The organism is Micromonospora sp. WMMD736 (assembly GCF_049179015.1).
Lineage (GTDB): Bacteria > Actinomycetota > Actinomycetes > Mycobacteriales > Micromonosporaceae > Micromonospora.
The window spans coordinates 3,140,757-3,158,754 of record NZ_JBMHMI010000001.1 but is presented as its reverse complement, the minus strand read 5'-3'; the positions used below and the strand labels follow the sequence as shown (position 1 = coordinate 3,158,754).

The 17,998-nt window shown below is 72.9% G+C and carries 19 protein-coding genes; 11 read left to right on the top strand and 8 right to left on the bottom strand.

Annotated features, from left to right (window positions below):
- Positions 1 to 143: 143 nt before the first annotated feature.
- On the bottom strand, positions 144 to 1,238 hold the full coding sequence (locus ACN269_RS13775; RefSeq protein WP_421472822.1) for a 3-deoxy-7-phosphoheptulonate synthase: 1,095 nt from the start codon (positions 1,236 to 1,238) through the stop codon (positions 144 to 146).
- Between the two features lie 273 nt (positions 1,239 to 1,511).
- On the opposite strand from ACN269_RS13775, the gene ACN269_RS13770 reads away from it, so the two are divergent.
- On the top strand, positions 1,512 to 1,730 hold the full coding sequence (locus ACN269_RS13770; RefSeq protein WP_421472821.1) for a hypothetical protein: 219 nt from the start codon (positions 1,512 to 1,514) through the stop codon (positions 1,728 to 1,730).
- Here the strand turns inward: ACN269_RS13770 and ACN269_RS13765 are convergent.
- Positions 1,697 to 2,443, bottom strand: coding sequence for a phosphodiesterase (locus tag ACN269_RS13765; RefSeq protein ID WP_421472820.1), 747 nt, complete (start codon positions 2,441 to 2,443; stop codon positions 1,697 to 1,699). The genes ACN269_RS13770 and ACN269_RS13765 overlap by 34 nt on opposite strands.
- Before the next feature lie 109 nt (positions 2,444 to 2,552).
- Between ACN269_RS13765 and ACN269_RS13760 the strand changes: the two genes are divergently transcribed.
- From ACN269_RS13760 to ACN269_RS13745, 4 genes are all read left to right on the top strand, one after another.
- Entirely contained in the window at positions 2,553 to 3,845 is a 1,293-nt protein-coding gene (locus ACN269_RS13760) for a M16 family metallopeptidase (RefSeq protein ID WP_421472819.1), read from the top strand.
- Positions 3,842 to 5,185 carry a M16 family metallopeptidase gene (locus tag ACN269_RS13755; RefSeq protein WP_421472818.1) on the top strand — a complete coding sequence of 448 codons (1,344 nt, stop codon included), beginning with the start codon at positions 3,842 to 3,844 and terminating at the stop codon, positions 5,183 to 5,185. Before ACN269_RS13760 ends, ACN269_RS13755 begins: the two co-directional genes overlap by 4 nt.
- A gap of 162 nt (positions 5,186 to 5,347) precedes the next feature.
- Entirely contained in the window at positions 5,348 to 6,373 is a 1,026-nt protein-coding gene (locus ACN269_RS13750) for an aspartate-semialdehyde dehydrogenase (RefSeq protein ID WP_421472817.1), read from the top strand.
- Between the two features lie 135 nt (positions 6,374 to 6,508).
- The gene (locus ACN269_RS13745; protein ID WP_421472816.1) at positions 6,509 to 6,949 is read left to right on the top strand and encodes a PPOX class F420-dependent oxidoreductase; all 441 of its coding nucleotides are present in this window, start codon (positions 6,509 to 6,511) and stop codon (positions 6,947 to 6,949) included.
- Positions 6,950 to 6,973: 24 nt separating this feature from the next.
- Here the strand turns inward: ACN269_RS13745 and ACN269_RS13740 are convergent, their stop codons facing one another.
- The gene (locus tag ACN269_RS13740) at positions 6,974 to 7,555 is read right to left on the bottom strand and encodes a nucleotidyltransferase family protein (RefSeq protein WP_421472815.1); all 582 of its coding nucleotides are present in this window, start codon (positions 7,553 to 7,555) and stop codon (positions 6,974 to 6,976) included.
- 142 nt (positions 7,556 to 7,697) lie between these two features.
- Here ACN269_RS13740 and ACN269_RS13735 point away from each other — a divergent pair, with 142 nt between their 5' ends.
- From ACN269_RS13735 to ACN269_RS13715, 5 genes are all read left to right on the top strand, one after another.
- Positions 7,698 to 8,387 carry a TMEM175 family protein gene (locus tag ACN269_RS13735; protein ID WP_421472814.1) on the top strand — a complete coding sequence of 230 codons (690 nt, stop codon included), beginning with the start codon at positions 7,698 to 7,700 and terminating at the stop codon, positions 8,385 to 8,387.
- 74 nt (positions 8,388 to 8,461) lie between these two features.
- Positions 8,462 to 8,878, top strand: coding sequence for a CBS domain-containing protein (locus tag ACN269_RS13730; protein ID WP_355052239.1), 417 nt, complete (start codon positions 8,462 to 8,464; stop codon positions 8,876 to 8,878).
- Positions 8,879 to 9,096: 218 nt separating this feature from the next.
- Positions 9,097 to 9,468, top strand: a complete 372-nt coding sequence (locus ACN269_RS13725; protein ID WP_421472813.1) for an SCP2 sterol-binding domain-containing protein — start codon at positions 9,097 to 9,099, stop codon at positions 9,466 to 9,468.
- Positions 9,468 to 11,528, top strand: coding sequence for a glycogen debranching N-terminal domain-containing protein (locus tag ACN269_RS13720; protein WP_421472812.1), 2,061 nt, complete (start codon positions 9,468 to 9,470; stop codon positions 11,526 to 11,528). The genes ACN269_RS13725 and ACN269_RS13720 overlap by 1 nt, the downstream gene beginning before the upstream one ends.
- A gap of 94 nt (positions 11,529 to 11,622) precedes the next feature.
- Positions 11,623 to 12,375 (top strand): lysophospholipid acyltransferase family protein, encoded by a 753-nt coding sequence (locus tag ACN269_RS13715; RefSeq protein WP_421472811.1) that lies wholly within the window; start codon positions 11,623 to 11,625, stop codon positions 12,373 to 12,375.
- Between the two features lie 113 nt (positions 12,376 to 12,488).
- On the opposite strand, the gene ACN269_RS13710 is transcribed toward ACN269_RS13715, so the two are convergent.
- The 5 genes from ACN269_RS13710 to ACN269_RS13690 all read right to left on the bottom strand — a co-directional run bounded on the left by ACN269_RS13710 (position 12,489) and on the right by ACN269_RS13690 (position 16,845).
- A complete protein-coding gene (locus tag ACN269_RS13710) occupies positions 12,489 to 13,193 on the bottom strand; it encodes a hypothetical protein (RefSeq protein WP_421472810.1) in 705 nt (234 codons plus the stop codon).
- 71 nt (positions 13,194 to 13,264) lie between these two features.
- Complete coding sequence (locus ACN269_RS13705) at positions 13,265 to 13,978, bottom strand: response regulator (protein ID WP_421472809.1); 714 nt, start codon at positions 13,976 to 13,978, stop codon at positions 13,265 to 13,267.
- Positions 13,951 to 15,057, bottom strand: coding sequence for a hypothetical protein (locus tag ACN269_RS13700; RefSeq protein ID WP_421476325.1), 1,107 nt, complete (start codon positions 15,055 to 15,057; stop codon positions 13,951 to 13,953). The genes ACN269_RS13705 and ACN269_RS13700 overlap by 28 nt, the downstream gene beginning before the upstream one ends.
- A 94-nt stretch (positions 15,058 to 15,151) precedes the next feature.
- On the bottom strand, positions 15,152 to 16,330 hold the full coding sequence (locus tag ACN269_RS13695) for a sensor histidine kinase (protein WP_421472808.1): 1,179 nt from the start codon (positions 16,328 to 16,330) through the stop codon (positions 15,152 to 15,154).
- A gap of 119 nt (positions 16,331 to 16,449) precedes the next feature.
- A complete protein-coding gene (locus ACN269_RS13690; RefSeq protein WP_421472807.1) occupies positions 16,450 to 16,845 on the bottom strand; it encodes a VOC family protein in 396 nt (131 codons plus the stop codon).
- Between the two features lie 124 nt (positions 16,846 to 16,969).
- Between ACN269_RS13690 and ACN269_RS13685 the strand changes: the two genes are divergently transcribed.
- A complete protein-coding gene (locus ACN269_RS13685) occupies positions 16,970 to 17,992 on the top strand; it encodes a hypothetical protein (protein ID WP_421472806.1) in 1,023 nt (340 codons plus the stop codon).
- The last annotated feature ends 6 nt before the right edge of the window (positions 17,993 to 17,998 follow it).

Below are 17,998 nucleotides of genomic sequence, written 5' to 3'. Positions count from 1 at the left end.
GTGGCGCGACGCGGCTCCAGCCGAACGGTATTCCGCGAGGGCTATTTAGGTGAGGCCCGGGGACACTGAGCACACCGACACCTCAGTTAACCAGTCCTCGCCCCTTCGTGTTCCGGGCACCGCAGTGCCGGCCGTCACACGTCTCAGGCGTGGGTGGGCAGGGTGGCCCGGCGGGCGCGTACGGCGGCGGCCAGTTCGGCGAGCACCTCGGCGGTGTCGTCCCAGCCGAGGCAGGCGTCCGTCACCGAACGGCCGTACACCAGCTCGCGGGTGGGGTCGAGGTCCTGCCGGCCGGGCAGGAGGAACGACTCCAGCATCACGCCGGTGATCCCGCGCTGGCCGGCGGCCAGTTGGGCGGCCACGTCGGCGGCGACCAGGGGCTGGTTGCGGTGGTCCTTGCCGCTGTTGGCGTGGCTGGCGTCAATCACCAGACGCTCCGGCAGCCCGGCCGCCCGGAGCAGGTCGAGCGCCCCCGCCACCGACGCCGCGTCGTAGTTGGGCCGACCGCCGCCGCCGCGCAGCACCAGGTGGCCATCGGTGTTGCCCCGCGTGTGCATGATCGCGGGGGTGCCCGAGAAGTCGATGCCCGGGAAGACGTGCGGCACTCCCGCGGCGCGGATCGCGTCCACGGCCGTGCCGATGCTGCCGTCGGGGCGGTTCTTCATGCCGATCGGCATGGACAGGCCGGAGGCGAGCTGCCGGTGCACCTGGCTCTCCACGGTGCGGGCACCGATCGCGCCCCAGCCCACCGTGTCGGCGATGTACTGCGGGGTGATCGGGTCGAGGAACTCGCAGCCCACCGGCAGACCGAGGCGCAGGACGTCGAGCAGCAGCGCCCGGGCCCGGCGCAGGCCGGTGTTGACGTCCCCGCTGCCGTCCAGCCCGGGGTCGTTGATCAGGCCCTTCCAACCGACCGTCGAGCGGGGTTTCTCGAAGTAGACCCGCATGACGATGAGCAGGTCGTCGGCGAGCCGGTCGGCGGCGGCGCGCAGCCGCTCGGCGTACTCCAGCGCGGCCGCCGGATCGTGCACCGAGCACGGGCCGACGACCACCAGCAGGCGGTCGTCCTCGCGGTCGAGCACCCGGCTCACGGCGCGGCGGTGATTCAACACGGCCGCGGCGAGCGGGGCGTCCAGGGGCAACTCGTGGTGCAGCAGGGCGGGTGTGGTCAGCGGCACGACGCGGTCGATCCGCTGATCGCTGACCCGATCGGTCTCCGGGGTCGTCACGGTGGGCATCCTTTCGCCGACCGTGCCCGGGGCCGGTGCCCGGGACGAGCCGGCTGCTCGTACGCAGAGGGGCGGGAACGACAGCTCCTGCCCGGCCGGCTCGGTCCGTGGTGACGTCAGATCATGGTGAAGTCACCGGCGTGCGAGCCGGCTGCCTAAACCATGGATACGTCTTCATCACCGGGCCAGCGTACCCGACCGGGCGGGGCTCGCCGGCCCCTCGTCCCAGGATGCGGAGTGAACACCGCGTGCGAAGGGCGGGCCCGGGGTAACAGGGGTGCCATGACTGACGAGCAGAGCGATCAGGAGCGGGCGGAGTCCCGCGCCCACCACCTCCTACCCGAGGAGGTCGCCGCGGGCAGTGACGATCCGCAGGCGCAGGCCGAGGCCATCCTCGCCGAATCGGACCTGCGCGAGGCGGACCAGAACGCGGCCCCCGACACGGTGCTGGAACGGCGTACCTCCGATCAGAGCGTGGTGGCCGTCGAGCCGCCGGACTGAACCGACGCACCGCGGGCCCGGCGTGACCCCCGGTAGGTCTGCTCGCGCAGCCAGGCGAGCGGACCGGCCGCCCGCAGTCCGGCCGGCAGGTTGCGCACCGGATCGAACGCCAGCGCCGCGTCCTGGCGGGCGTCCAGCGGGACGCCGATGCCGACCTGGCCGACCGGCCGCCACGGCCCGACGGCGGACGCGACCGCGAGCACCAGGCGCGGCGCGTCCGTCCGGGCCGCGGCCGTGACGGCGGCCAGGGTACGACCGAGGTCGACCGCCTCCGGGTCGGCCAGCGCGGCCAACCACACCCGGCGGCGGCCCGCGCGATAGCCCATGATCGTGCTGTACGTCCCGGAGAAGCCCCGGCGGGGCAGTGGCAGGTTCCGCAGCACCGGAGCGGCACCGCTGGAGCTGACCAGCAGGTCGAACGGGCGTCCCTGGCCGGAGTGCACACGCAGCGCCAGGCCCAGCACGTCCGGCCATCCGCCCGGCGTGGGCGTCCCCCGGGACAGCCGTACCGTGCCCGCGTACTCACCGGGGTCGTCCAGGAGGCCGACCCCGACGGGCGGTCCGGGCGTACCCCAGATCGTCACCGTGGCGGAGAACGACGCCCCCGCCGGATGCAGCAACCGGCCGCGGCGCAGGCGGCCGAGCGCGGCGCTCGCGCGTTCGACGGCGCGGGCGGCGCGACGCGCGGGTGGACGGGCGCTCGAACGGGTCATACCCCTGCGGTACCCCGACCGGCGGACTCGATGCGGGCCCGCGGGTGGGTCGGCTCGCCGACGCACCACACGTCACCTTTCCGCCCGCGAGATCGGATAGCGTCGTGCCATGCCCGACAGTGGTTACCCCTGGCCCATCGAGACGTCCCGACTGGACAACGGCCTGCGTGTGGTGGTGAGCGAGGACCGGACCGCGCCCGCCGTGGCCGTGAACCTCTGGTACGACGTCGGATCCCGGCACGAGCCGGCCGGGCAGACCGGCTTCGCCCACCTCTTCGAGCACCTCATGTTCGAGGGCTCGGTGAACGTGGCGAAGACCGAACACATGAAGCTGATCCAGGGCTCCGGCGGCTCGCTGAACGCCACCACCAACCCGGACCGGACGAACTACTTCGAGACGGTCCCGGCCGAGCATCTGGAGTTGGCGCTCTGGCTGGAGGCCGACCGGATGGGTGGGCTCGTCCCGGCGCTCACCCAGGAGACGCTGGACAACCAGCGCGAGGTGGTCAAGAACGAGCGCCGACAGCGCTACGAGAACGTCCCGTACGGCGACGCCTGGCTGCGGCTGCTGCCGCTGCTCTACCCGCCGGGGCACCCGTACCACCACTCGACGATCGGCTCGATGGCCGACCTGAACGCCGCCGACCTCGCGACCTTCCAGGCGTTCCACGAGATGTACTACGCGCCGAACAACGCGGTGCTCACCGTCGTCGGCGACGCCACGGCCGCCGAGGTGTTCGCGCTGGCCGACAAGTACTTCGGCGCGCTGCCCGCCCGCGACGACATCCCGGCCGCGCCGGACGGCCGCAACGTCCCGGCGACCGGGCAGCCCGCGGTGGAGACGGTGACCGCCGACGTGCCCGCCCCGCGCGTCTACGTCGCGCACCGTGGTCACCCGTTCGGCACCCCCGGGTACGACGTGCTCACCGTGCTCGCGACCGTCCTCGGCAGCGGTCGGGGCAGTCGGCTCTACCAGCGGCTCGCGGACGGCGAGCGGATCGCCCAACCCGACCTGGTCGGCGCGTACGGGGTGGACCTCGCGCACGCGCCCGCGCCGCTGATCGCCACCGCCACGGCCCGCCCCGGGGTCAGCGCCGAACGGCTGGCCGAAGGGCTCGCCGAGGTCGTCGACGAGCTGGCCACCGTGCCGGTCACCGCCGCTGAGCTGGACCGGGCCAAGGCGCTGCTGAGCACCGCGTGGTGGCGGCAGATGTCGACGGTGGACGGCCGCGCGGACACGCTCGGCCGGTACGCCACCCAGTTCGGTGACCCGGCCCGGGCCGCCGACCGGCTGCCCGCCTGGCTCGCCGTGACCGCCGAGCAGATCGCCGAGACGGCCGCCGAGGTGCTCGGCGCCGCCGACCGGGTGACCTTGACCTACGTGCCCGAGGAGACCGCATGACGCTGATCACCGACCGTCCCGGCCCGGGTGCCGCTCGCCCGTACCGGTTCCCGCCGGTGGTCCGCCGCGCGGTAGGCGGCGGGCAGGTGGTCGCCGCGCACCTGCCCGGTCAGAACCTGGCCGTCGCGCTGCTGCTGCTCGACGCCGGCGCCGGCCGCGAGCTGACCGGCAAGGAAGGCTTGGGCGGCGTCCTCGCCAAGGCCATGGAGGAGGGCACCGCGCAGCGGGACGCCACCGCGTACGCGCTGGCCATCGAGGCCTTGGGCACCGAACTGGTGACCGGGCTGGACTGGGACTCGTTCCAGGTCAGCGTGCAGGTCCCGGTGGACCGGTTGACCGCCGCCGTGGAACTGCTCGCCGAGGCCGTCCGGACGCCCCGGCTCGACCCGGCGGACGTGCGGCGGGTCCGCGACGACGAGGCGAACGCGCTGCGCATGGACTGGGCCAACCCCGGCCCGCGCGCCGACGCGGCGCTGCGTGCGGACCTGTTCGGCGCCGACACGCGCTGGGGACGACCGATGTACGGCGACCCGGACTCGGTGGCCGCCCTGGACGTGGAGGACATCACCGTCTTTCACTCCGAGTGGTTCCTGCGGCCCGGGACCCTGGTCGTCGCCGGTGACCTGGACCGGATCGACCTGGACGCGTTGGCGGCCGCGGCGTTCGCCGGCAGCGGAGGGGGGCCGGCCGAGTCGGGTGGCCCGATCGAGGTACCGCTGCGCGCCGACCGACGGATCATCCTGGTGGACCGGCCGGGCTCGGTGCAGTCCACGCTGCGGCTGGGTCACCCGTCGCCGCACCGGGCGCACCCCGACCACGTACCGATGACCCTCGCCGGCACGGTCCTCGGCGGGGCGTTCACCTCCCGGCTCAACCACCTGATCCGCGAGGTGCGTGGCTACACGTACGGCATCCGGGGCGAGTTCGCCTCGTCCCGACGGTTCGGCCGGTTCGCGGTCAGCTCGGGCGTGCAGACCGCGGTCACCACCCCGGCCCTGGTCGAGGCGGTGGGCGAGATCGCCCGTACGCAGGCGGAGGGGGTGACCGAGGACGAGCTGGCGGTGGCCCGTTCCTGGCGGGCCGGGCAGCTCTCGGTCGAGTTGCAGAGCCCGCGGGCGATCGCGTCCGCCCTGACCACGCTCGTGGTGCACGACCTGCCGGACGACTACCACGCCCGGCTGCGCGAGGAACTGCTCAACGCCGACGTGGACCAGGTCTCCGCGGCGGCAGCCACACACCTGCACACCGAGGCGCTGACCCTGGTCGTGGAGGGCGACGCGGCAGTGATCCGCGAAGACCTGGAGTCGGCGAACCTGGGAGACCTGCACCTGCTCCCGTGACCCCGGCGTTCGACCTCGTTGATCATGAAGTTGTTGTCACCCCGCCCGGCGTGTCGTGGCAACAACTTCATGATCGACGCGGGGGAGGGATCGGTGTGAGGTGGGACCCGGGGGGTGGGAAAGGGGTCCCGGTTTCGGGGGTGGGGTGGGTAGCCTCCGGGCATGAGGATCGGCATTGTGGGTGCCACCGGCCAGGTCGGTGGCGTGATGCGGCAGGTGCTGGCGGAGCGGGAGTTCCCGGCGGAGCAGGTGCGGTTGTTCGCCTCGGCGCGGTCCGCGGGGCGTACGCTGCCGTGGCGCGACGACGAGATCACCGTCGAGGACGCCGCGACGGCGGACTACTCCGGGCTGGACATCGTGCTCTTCTCGGCCGGTAAGGGCACGGCCAGGGAGTTGGCTCCCCGGGTCGCCGAGGCCGGCGCCGTGGTGATCGACAACTCGTCGGCCTTCCGGATGGACCCGCTGGTGCCACTGGTGGTCGCCGAGGTCAACCCACACGCCGCCGCCGACCGCCCGAAGGGCATCATCGCCAACCCCAACTGCACGACGATGGCCGCGATGCCGGTGCTGCGCCCGTTGCACGCCGAGGCGGGTCTGATCGGCCTGGTCGTCTCGACGTACCAGGCGGTCTCCGGCGCCGGGCTGGCCGGCGTCGCCGAGTTGGACGAGCAGGTCCGCAAGGTCGCCGAGCACGCCTCCGGTCTCGCCTTCGACGGGTCGGCCGTCGAGTTCCCCGCGCCGCGCTCGTTCGCCGAGCCGATCGCCTTCAACGTGCTGCCGCTGGCCGGCTCGATCGTCGACGACGGCTCGTTCGAGACGGACGAGGAGCAGAAGCTCCGCAACGAGAGCCGCAAGATCCTGGAGATCCCCGACCTCAAGGTCTCCGGCACCTGCGTCCGGGTGCCGGTCTTCACCGGCCACTCGCTCCAGATCAACGCCCGCTTCGCGCGGCCGATCACGCCGCAGCGGGCCCACGAGCTGCTCACCGACGCGCCCGGCGTCGCGTTGACCGCCGTGCCGACGCCGTTGCAGGCGGCTGGGCAGGACCCGACCTACGTGGGTCGCATCCGCGCCGACGAGACCGTCGAGTACGGGCTGGCGCTGTTCTGCTCCAACGACAACCTGCGCAAGGGCGCGGCGCTCAACGCCGTACAGCTCGCCGAGTTGGTCGCCGCCGAACGGCGCTGAGGGTCACCGTCCCCTGCGGGCCCGGCCGGTCACGGTCCGGGCCCGTAGTCGGTGGTGGGTACCGGCACGTCGGGGGCGGAGGCGCGCCGGTCGTGTTTGGATGGACGAAGCCGACCGTGCCACCTGGAGGAAGCCGTGCCGGAGGACCCCAACCAGCAGGCGTTGACCGAGTTGATCGCCGGTCGTTCGATGGGCGTGCTCGCCACCATCAAGCGTGACGGACGACCGCAGCTGTCCACCGTGGTCTACTCGTTCGACCCCGCCGCCGGCCTGATCCGGGTGTCCGTCACCGACGGCCGGGCCAAGACCGCCAACCTCCGTCGGGACCCGCGCGCCAGCTTCCACGTCAGCAGCGAGGACGGGTGGGCGTACGCGGTCGTCGAGGGGCGGGCCGAGCTGACCGTTCCGGCGGCCGACGTCGATGACGCCACGGTCGAGGAGCTGGTCGGGCTCTACCGGTCGTTGCGCGGCGAGCACCCGGACTGGGCCGAATACCGCGACGCCATGGTCGCCGAGCGGCGGCTGGTGCTGCGCCTGCACGTGGAACGGGTCTACGGGATGCCGCCGCGCTCCTGAGCGGGCCGGTCTGACGGGCGCCGGTCAGCCCGGCTCGACCACGGTCACCCCGGGCCAACGCTGCGCGGGCCGGTGGCGGGCCAGCCGCTGTCGGGACCGCGCGACGTCCACCCGGGTCGGGTTGTGCCGCCACACCCCGCCCAGCAGGTCCGCGAGGCCGTACGGGGCGCAGACCTTCAGCTCACCGTCCGTCGACAGGCGCACGGCCACCGCGGTGGCGTACTCCGGCCAGGTGGCCACCGCCTCGGCGACGCTGCGGTACGGCGCGATCGGCTCGCCACCGAACTTCGCGGCGTACCAGGTGTGCACCGCCGCCTGGTTGCGCGCCTCCCACGGCGGCTCGGGCCAGGCGGCGGCCAGGCGGGCGGTGGCCCGGTCATCGTCGGCGCGGGACAGCTTCGTCGGGTCGAAGAAGACCACGTCCACGTCGCGGACGGTGGTCGGGGCGAACCCGTCGCCGTACCGCTCGCCCCAGACCAGGTCGCGCAGCGCGCCCGCGCCGATCCAGGCGTTCGGTAGACCGGAATCGCGGACCACTGTCAGTGCCCGGGTCAGCCAGGCGTTGCCGGCGACCAGTTCCCGCAGCTCATGTTCACCCGTCAGCACCGTACCCACGGTAGGTGTGGTGACCCGGACGCGCGGCCCGGCCCACGGGTGTCGGGACCCTCGGCGGGTATACCGGACCGCCGTGCCGGAGCAGCCCAGGCGGTATGCCGGGCGGCGCGGCACCTCGGGGGAGGGGGCGGAATTGGGCACCGAGCAGGGGAACGACGACGTCGGGCAGGCCGGCGGCGGCCCGATCCTGCGTTCGGAGACCTCCCGCCTGCTCGCTTTCAGTGACGGGGTCTTCGCCATCGTCATCACGCTGCTGGTACTCGACCTCCAGCCGCCCCGGGTGGGCCGTGGCCAGCTGCTGCACGCGCTCGTCGAGCAGTGGCCGGCCTACCTGGCGTACGTCACCTCGTACGTCCTCGTGGCCGTCACCTGGCTGAACCACCGCTCCGCGCTGCACCGGGTGGTCAACAGCGGGAAGGGTTTGCAGTGGTACAACCTGGGCGTGCTGTTCACGACAGCACTGCTGCCCTTCGCGACCTCCATCGTCTCCCAGGCCGTGCAGCTGGGCGACCGGGCGGACGAGCGTACCGGGGTCGCCCTCTACGGCCTGGTCGGCATCCTGCTCACGACAAGTTGGCTCGGTCTGTACCACTATCTGGCCCGCCATCACGACCTGGTCGACCCGGCCGTCCCGCGAGAGTTCTTCCCCGGAGAACGAAAACGGGCCGTGGTGGGCATCCTGGGGTACGCGCTGGCGGTGCTCATCGGGTTCGTCACCGAACCGCTGTTCGCGTTGGTGATCTTCCTGCTGCTGCCGATCTTCTACAGCCTGACCAGCAGTGGCCTCTACGAACTGCGCCGCTTGCGCCGGCCGGACGGATAGCCGCCGCACCGACCGCGTTACCCCCTGCGGGACGGCGGGTAGACGGGCCGTGCCGACACCGAGAGGGGAGCACCATGACAACGGTCGGAGAGTTCATGACGACCCGGTTGGTGACGATGGACGGCAACGACACGTTGATCGCCGCCGCGCAGGAGATGCGCGACAGCGCCATTGGTGACGTGGTGGTGACCGACGGCGACAGTGTCGTCGGTATCGTTACGGACCGGGACATCACGGTCCGGGGCGTCGCGGAGAACATGGACCCGGGCTCGACCCGGCTGAACCAGATCACCAGCCGCGACGTGATCACGGTGAGCCAGTACGACGATGCGGTGTCCGCCGCTGACCTGATGCGTACCTACGCCGTACGCCGACTGCCGGTGGTCGACGAGGGCCGCCTGATCGGCCTGGTCTCGATGGGTGACCTCGCGGTCGAGCGTGAGCCGCAGTCGGTGCTGGCCGACATCAGCGCCGACGAGCCGAACAACTGACGTACCCAGCACACGAGCGCCGGCCCTTCCGTCCCGGAAGGGCCGGCGCCTCCATACCCCCGCCCCTACGGCCCCCGAGCGGGGGAGGAGCGGTGGGTCACCCCATGTGGGCGAGGTTGGGACTGTGCGGTGCGGGGACCCGAGCGGGGACGTGCGACGCCGGCCCTGAGCGCGCCGGTGGGTTGCGGCGGCCTGGCCGACTGGGAGGAGTGGACCCGATGGTGGACGCGACCACGAGGTTCTTCGAGGACCTGGACCGGCGGGGGTACGAGCCCCTGCTGGCGAAGACCTCCGGGACGCTGCGGATCGACCTGCACGAGGGAGCGCAGACCCGGCACTGGCTGCTGAGGATCGACCGGGGGCGGCTCAACGTGAGCCAGGAGGACCGCGAGGCCGACACGGTCATCGGCGCCAGCCCGATGCTGTTCGACGAGATAGCTGCCGGCCGTGAGCACGGCCTGGCGGCCCTGTTGCGCGGGGACATGACGGTGTCGGGGGACGCCCGGCTGGTGGTGCAGGTGGAGCGGATCTTCCCCGGGTCGCCGGACGCCCGTGGGCCGCGCCGCCGATTCGCGGGGGAGGTGCGGTGATGGGGCAGAGCAACACGATCCGGATCCTGGACGGCAACACGTTCGTCGTCTGCGAGGACACCGGCGACATCGAGGCGACGCCGAGCGAACCGACCGGGCTCTTCTCTCTCGACACCCGGTTCCTGTCGACGTGGGTGCTGAGCGTCAACGGCGAACGCCTCAACTCGCTGTCGTACGACGACCTGCAGTACTTCGAGTCCCGGTTCTTCCTGGTGCCGGGGATGGCCACGCACTACGTGGACGCGAAGTTGTCGATCATCCGTGAGCGGGCGGTCGGCGGCAGCTTCCGCGAGCAGCTCACCATCCTCAACCATGACGAGAAGGCGGTCGACCTGGAAGTACGGATGGACGCGGCGTCCGACTTCGCCGACCTGTTCCAGGTCAAGGACGAGATCCTGAACAAGAAGGGCGAGATCTACACCGAGGTCGAGTCGGACAAGCTGCGCCTGGGCTACCGCCGGGGCAACTTCCGGCGCGAGACGAGCATCTCCTCGTCGATGTCGCCGCGCTACGACAACCGGGGCTTCTCGTACACCATCCACCTGGAGCCCAACGAGCAGTGGGACGCGACGATCGACGTGCAGACACGCGCGGTCGGTCCCGGGGACCGGGACCTGCGGATGGGTCTGCGCGTGCACGGCGGCGAACGGCTGGCCCTGCAACACGACCTGGAGCAGTGGATCGCGGACGCCCCGAAGGTCAACAGCGAGCACGGTCGGGTCGCCGCCACGTACCGTCGCAGTCTGATCGATCTGGCGGCGCTGCGCTTCTCGCCGCTGTCGCTCGGGGGCGCGACCCTGCCCGCGGCCGGTCTGCCCTGGTTCATGACCATGTTCGGCCGGGACAGCATCCTCACCTGCCTCCAGACGCTGCCGTTCACGCCGCAGTTGTCGAAGACGACGCTGCGCATCCTCGCGTCCCTGCAGGGCAGCCGGTTCGACGACTTCCGGGACGAGGACCCGGGGCGGATCCTGCACGAGATGCGCTACGGCGAGACCGCCGCCTTCGAGGAGCAGCCGCACTCCCCGTACTACGGATCGGTGGACGCGACTCCGCTGTTCCTCGTGCTGCTCGACGAGTACGAGCGGTGGAGTGGGGACGTGGCGCTGGTCAAGGAGTTGGAGCAGGAGTCCCGGGCCGCGCTCAAGTGGATCGACAGCTACGCCGACCTGGTCGGCAACGGCTACATCTGGTACGAGCGCCGCAACACCGAGACCGGCCTGGAGAACCAGTGCTGGAAGGACTCCTGGGACTCGATCTCCTACTCCGACGGCACCCTGCCACCGTTCCCCCGGGCCACCTGCGAGGTGCAGGGGTACGCGTACGACGCGAAGGTCCGCGCGGCGCGGATGGCCCGCCTGTTCTGGGACGACCCGGAGTTCGCCGACCAGTTGGAGCGGGAGGCGGCGGAGCTGAAGGAGCGGTTCAACCGGGACTGGTGGGTGGCCGACGGCGAGTACTACGCGCTGGCCCTGGACCCGGACGGTCGCCAGTGCGACATCCTCAGCTCCAACATCGGTCACCTGCTGTGGAGCGGGATCGTCGATCCGGCGCGGGCCGAGAAGTTGGCGGCGCACCTGGTCGGGCCGCGACTGTTCTCCGGCTGGGGGGTGCGCACGCTCGCTGAGGGGGAGGTCCGGTACAACCCGATCGGCTACCACAACGGCACGATCTGGCCGTTCGACAACTCCTTCATCGCCTGGGGCCTGCGGCGGTACGGCTTCGCCGAGGAGGCCGCCACCATCGCCAACGGCATCCTGGACGCGGCCACCTACTTCGACGGGCGGCTACCGGAGGCGTTCGGCGGCTACCCGCGGGAGCTGACCAAGTTCCCGGTCGAGTACCCGACGGCGTGCAGCCCGCAGGCCTGGTCGACGGGTACGCCGCTACTGCTGCTGCGCACCATGCTCGGTCTCGAACCACACGACGGGCACCTGGCGGTCGAGCCGCGTCTGCCGGTGGGGATGGGCCGGATCGAGGTCCTGGACATTCCCGGCCGTTGGGGGCGGGTGGACGCCTTCGCCCGGGGCCGACTCGATCTGCACAGCCTCGCCGACTGATACGCGGGCGGGCATACCGGCGGCGGCACGCCACCCGCGTCGCCGCCGGGCCGCCGCCCAGGCGATCCCCAGTCCGGCACGGTAGATTCTGCGAATGCCGGAGCTCGTGTACCCGCCCGTTATCGCCGCTGCCAAGACGCTGTTCCGGGTCCTCGACCTGAAGATCACCATCGAGGGCGCCCACCACGTACCTCGCACGGGCGGGGCGGTGCTGGCCAGCAACCACGTCAGCTACCTCGACTTCATCTTCGCGGGGTTGGGCGCGAACCCCTCGGGTCGGCTCGTCCGGTTCATGGCCAAGCAGTCGGTGTTCGCGCACCGGATCTCCGGCCCGCTGATGCGCGGCATGCGGCACATCCCGGTGGACCGGCAGGCCGGTGCGGCCTCGTTCCGCGCGGCCGTCGACGCGCTCAAGCGCGGCGAGGTGGTCGGCGTCTTCCCGGAGGCCACCATCAGCCGGTCGTTTACCGTGAAGGAGCTCAAGAGCGGCACCGTCCGGATGGCCCGTTCGGCGAAGGTGCCGGTGCTGCCGGTCGCGCTGTGGGGCACCCAGCGACTCTGGACCAAGGGCCGCCCCCGCACGCTCACCCGCCGGCACACGCCCATCACGATCCTCATCGGCGAGCCGATCATGCCGGCGGACTTTCCGGACCCGAACGTGCTGGCCGCCGAGTTGACCACCCGGCTGAGCGCGCTCGTCGAGCGGGCCCAGCGCGACTACCCGGACGTGCCGGCCGGCCCGGAGGACACCTGGTGGCTGCCGGCGCACCTCGGTGGGAGCGCGCCGACGCCGCAGGAGGCGGCCGCGCTCGACGCCGAGGGGGAGGAGCGCGCCCCCAGCGTCTGAGGACGCCCGGCCACCCCGCCGGCCGCCGTCCGGACCGGCCGCCGGCCGCGCGCAGGCTGTCGGCGACGCCGGGGTACGCCACCAACGACACCTGGGTACGGCCGGACTCCGCGTCAGTGCCGCCCGGACGTGCCGTCCGCGAAGCGGTCCCACGAATTGGGCTCCGGTCCCGAGCGGTAGTAGTCGTCGCGGGAGCGGAACTCCACCGGCAGTGAGCCGGGCAGGGTGATCCGGCTGTCCCCGTCGAGCAGCGCGGGGCCGGCCCGCAGCAGCAGGACGTCGCGCTCCTGGGCAGAGAGATCCACCAGTTGCGGGCGGGTGAGGCGGAACATGGCCACCGCCCGGCGGACCTGCCGGGCCAGCGCGACGACCTCGCCCGGCGACCCACCCAGGGCCAGCGCCGGCTGCTGGATCGTCCGCAACGCGTCGCAGACGATCATCAGTTGTGGTGGCTCGGCGGGCAACTCCAGCCGGGACGGCCACTGCCAGCGGATCTGGCCGGTCATCAGGCCGGTCACGCGGCCGGTGGGCCGGGGCCGGGGCGCGTCGTCGGCGACCAGCGAAAGCTGCGAGCCGGTGCCGACCCAGCAGATCCGCTGGTCGGTGACGGTCACCGAGACAGGCCCGGGGAGCTGCCAGGCGCGTCGTGTCTCCGTGGGCCCGAGCAGGTAGCCCGCCACGAGCAGCCGGTGCCGGCCGAGCACCTTCTCGCCGGGCAGCGGGCGCATGTCGTACCGCCGGTCGAGGGTGGGGCCGGCGTCGTCCGGCGCGTCGAACCGGTGCGGGCCGATGAAGAAGGGGGACGCGTCGGCATGCATCGTCACGACCTCCCGGTCAACTGGCTGTGCGTTGAGCTTCGCCGATTGGTCGGCCACTGTCATGACGCCCGTTAGGGGGTCGGCCGGTCGTGTGTCGCCTGTGACCGGTAGATGCCGATCTCCTCCGGGCGGACGAGGCCGTCCTCGATCGCACGGGCGAGCAGCGCCGCCTTTGTGGCTGCCGGCCGCCCCGCCCGGGTGTACTTGATCCGCGCGCGGTCGACGTACTGCTTCACGGTGTGCTCGCTGATCTGCATGCGACGCGCCACCGACGCCTTGGACATCGACTGGAACCAGAGCAGCAGGGCCTCCCGTTCCTTGTCGGACAGTGCCGGCCGGTCCGGTCTCGGGTCGCCGACCATCGCGCCGGCCAGCGCCGGTGGCACGTACGGGCGGTCACTCGCCGCGGCCAGTACGGTCGCCACGCAGTGCTCGCGGCCCTCGTGCTTGGCCAGGAACGCCACCGCCCCGGCGTCCAGCGCGGCGAGCATGGTCGCCGGGTCGGTGTGCTCCGAGTAGACCACCACCCGCCGCCCGGTGGCGCTCAACTCGGCCAGCTTGTCCAGCGCCATCCGGCCGTGCAGCCGCAGGTCGAGCAGGACGACGTCGGCGTCCGGCGCGGCGCGTAGCACCTCGTCCGGGTCGTCCCCGGTGGCCAGCACGGTCAGTCGCGGTTCGCTGGCGAGCCAGGCGCGTACCCCCTCGACGACCACCGGGTGGTCGTCGACGATCGCCACCCCGACCGGCCGGTCACCGGTCATGTCGACCATCGGGTCTGCGCCCATCTGATGTCCCCGTCCCGTTCGTAGAGGTGCTGCACCGGTCCGTCCTGGAGCTCGCTGGGCGGGCCGGTCGCGTCCGGCCCCTCCCGGTCCGGCGTGACGAGGCTGACCACCACCTCGTCCGGGCCGGACACCACGGTCAGGCGGGCCCACCCTCGGGCGTCGGCGAGCAGGCTGGTGAGTGGGTCGGCCAGCCGGCGACGGACCTGGACCGGTAGCGGCGGCGGGTTGCCGATGGCGACCAGGTCGATCGGTAGCCCGTTGCGTTCGGCAAGGTCGGCGGCGGCCCGTAACTCGTGCAGGAGCGGGTCGGGCACGTCGTCGGATTCGGCAATCAGACGGCGCAGCCGGGCCGCGGCGAGCACGCACCGACGCTGCACCTCCGGGTCACCCGGGTCCGCCTCCCCGGCGGCCAGCTCGCCGAGCACCCGACCGGCCGCCGCACCCGCCAGGGCGAGCCGGTCACGGCGTTCCTCCCGGCCCTGCTCGGCGGCGGCCCGTTCGGCGGCGATCGTGTGCATCGCCGCGGCTGCGGCGGCGCGTTCCCGGGCCAGGCCGACGATCACCGCGCTGCCGGCGAAGACCGCCACCGGCAGCGAGAACGTGCCGTAGACGTACATGGTGTAGCGGGCCAGGTCGGCCGTGCCCGGCGCGTACGCCAGGACGGCGGCGAGCGCGATCAACGCGTGGGTGGTCAGCAGTGCGACGAGACCGCCCACCCGCCGCCCCCACAGCGCGAGCACGAAGAACCAGCCGAGCGTGCCCCACACCCAGTTGGCGGCGGTGAACAGCTGTCGTTCGCCGACCGCCGCGAAGACCGCCGCGTCGACGGCGACCAGTACCCCGGCGAGCGGCCACGGCGGCAGCGGCGTGCCGCGCAGCAGCTGGACGCCGGCCACCGCCCCGGCCACGGCGACCAGTAGCCAGCCGCCGAGCACCACCAGGGGCGCGGAGAACTGCGTGCGGGCCGCCACCACCGCCGGCAGTCCGATCGCGACGTGCCAGGCCAGCGCAATGGCGACGGCGACGATCCGGGCACCCCGGTCGGAGGCGTGCGCCACGGCGGCGGGCGCGGCGAGCACCGACTGCTCGGGTGCGGGCCCGTCGACCGGCCCCGGTCGAGGTGCCGGCACCGACGCGACCCCGGCTCCGGTGCGGTCCGCCGTCGCGCCCAGGTCAGCCGCCACCGGGCCACTCCAGTCGAATCCGGGTGCCGGCGCCGGGCGCGGAACACACCTCGGCCCGCCCGCCGACCGCCGCCATCCGCCCGTGGATCGACTCGCGCAGACCGTACCGGTGCGCGGGGACGGTGGCCGGGTCGAAGCCGGGGCCGTCGTCGACCACCTCGGCCACGACGGTGACCGCGTCGCGGCTCAGCCGCAGTGTGGTCCGCGCGCCCGGGGCGTGCCGGACCACGTTGGACAGCGCCGCGTAGGCGCTCTCGGTGATCGCGTCGGCCACCCCGGCCGGCACCGCACAGGCGGTCAGCTCCAGGCTCACCGGTAGCTCGGGCAGCCGGTCGGGCACCGCGCGCAGCCGCTCGTCGAGCGGCACCGGGCCGTCGCCGGGCGTCGGGTCGAGGTCGGTCAACTCGACGAGGGTACGCAGGTCGGCGGCGCACCGACCACGGAACGCGGCCGACGGGCCGGGTACCGCGCCCAGCCCCACCATGGTCAGGGTGCCGAGCACCGTGTCGTGCAGGTCCCGGTTCTGCTGACGCTCCGACTCCCGGGCGGCCCGGTCGACCAGCGCCTCCCGGGTGAGCCGCTGGTGCTCGGCGAACGCGTTGTCGGCCCGAGCGATCCGACGGCGCATCACCCCCGTCATCATCGCGGTGCAGGCCGTCTGCACGAGCAGGGTGGCGGCGTGGGCCCGCGCCTCGGTGACGTCGCCGGCGGCCTGCGCGCCCGCCACGTACGCGGCGGTGACCAGCAGCCCGGCCGGAATCGACCAGCGGGCACTGGCGGTGGCCTGCGCGTTGATCACCGTCGTGCTGGCGAGCACCGCGATCCAACTGCCCTCGCCGGGCAGCACCTCGGGTGCCACCAGGCGGGGGATGAGCAGGCAGGCGACCGCGGTGATCGCGACGTCACCGGCGACCAGCGTCGGCGTGATCCCGTGGCGTAGCGCGCGGACCGCGTACCAGAGCGACCACCCGGTCAGCGCGGCCACACCGGGCAGCAGCAGAGCCGGGTCCACCGGCGGGGTACGCACCGACAGCGCCACGGCGGCGCCGACCAGCCCGCAGGTCAGCCGCAGCAGGGCCGGCAGGGTGGTGAAGATGAACCCGAACGCCCCGCCAGCCGGATTGTCGAGGGCGGGCGGTGGCACGGTCGGGGCGGCAGTCGCCGGCATCGGGAGGTGTCCTTCCGACAACGACCCGCTCTCGGGTCCGCACGGCGGAGATCGACATCGGAGAATAGCATGGCGGACGGTGAGCGTTCACCTACCGGATGCGTGGTGTCGCCTTGTCGTCACTCTGCGCTGCGGGGCTGGATCAGGTCCCAGCGGTTGCCGTACAGGTCGACGAAGACCGCCACCGACCCGTACACCTCGTGCCGCGGCTCCTCCAGGAACCGTACGCCGGCCGCGACCATCCGGGCGTGAGCTGCGGCGAAGTCCTCGGTGTGCAGGAACAGGCCGACCCGTCCGCCGGTCTGGTCGCCCACCCGGGCCCGCTGTTCGGCGTTGCCCGCGCGGGCCAGCAGCAGGGCCGTCTCCCGAGCCCCGGGAGGCCGCACGACCACCCACCGTGACCCGTCCGGGCGTGGCGTGTCCTCCACCAACTCGAAGCCGAGCCCGCCGACGTAGAAGTCGAGCGCCTCGTCGTACTCGTTCACCAGCAGCGCGACCAGTCCCAGATGTGCCATCCGCCCATTCTGCGCAACGGACACTCCGGCGCCGCCGGGGGCGTCACCATGGTCGGCAAGGTCACGCGGGAACCTGGCGGGACGCACTCCCGTCCCATTCAGCGGTAGAGAGGTGGTGAGCGGGATGCGTCCGCGCGGAACGACACTGGTGGCGACGCTGCTCGGCCTGGGGCTGTGCGGCCTGGCACTGACCGGCTGCGCCGGACCGGCCGACCCGCCGAAGGGTCCCGGCCCTGCCGAGATCGCCGAGAAGTGGACCTCCTGCGCCGAGGTCGCGCCGCAGGCGGGCGTCATGCTGCCGGTACGTCCCGGATCGGCGACGTCGCCGCCCGCCGGGGTCGAGCCGCGCGTCGGACGGATCGATCCGGCGTTCACCCCGGTCGCCGCCGTGCTGTGCGGCCGCGACGTCGTGCCGGGGGCCGCCGGTGGCCGGGAACAGGTGGCCGTCGAGCGCCGCGCCGACGAGATCGGCCCGCTGGTCGCCGCGCTGGCACTGGCCGACGAGGAACGGGGCCGGGGCGACGTCGCCTGCACCGCCGACATGCTGGTCCCGCCCTGGCTGGCGCTGCTCGACGACCAGGGTCGGTGGCTACGGCCGTACCTGCCGATGGATGTCTGCGGCAAGCCGCGCAGGGAGGTCCGCGCGGCCCTGGACGGGCTGCGGTTGACCAGCGTCGACAGCCGTACCGTCGGGATCGTCGAATCCTCGGCGGCCGAGGCCGCCGGATGCGCGCAACAGTGGGCGGACATGGTGTGGGTGCAGGCCAGCATCGGCGGTCCCGACCCCGTCGCGCCGGGCGCCGCGCCGGGCGCCGCGCCGAAGACCGGGCCGCTGCGCCTCTGCGTCTACCAGGTGCCCCCGTCCGAGCGGGGCGGCGGCAAACCGGCAGGTGACTTCGTGTACGGCCGGCCGCTCCCGCCCGAGCGGCAGGCGGACGTGCTGCGGGCGCTGGTCGGCACGCGACCGGTGGCCGACTGCGCCACCCCGGCGTCCCGCTTCGCGGTGCTGCGGCCCGTCGACGACAACGGGCCGCAGTGGTACGTCGAACTCGATGCCTGCCGGCGGTTCCTGGCGGTGGCACCGTCCGGTGGGTCACAGCTCGGGCAGGGCGACGCCGCGCTGGCGGCGCTGCTGGGACCGAGCTGACCCGGC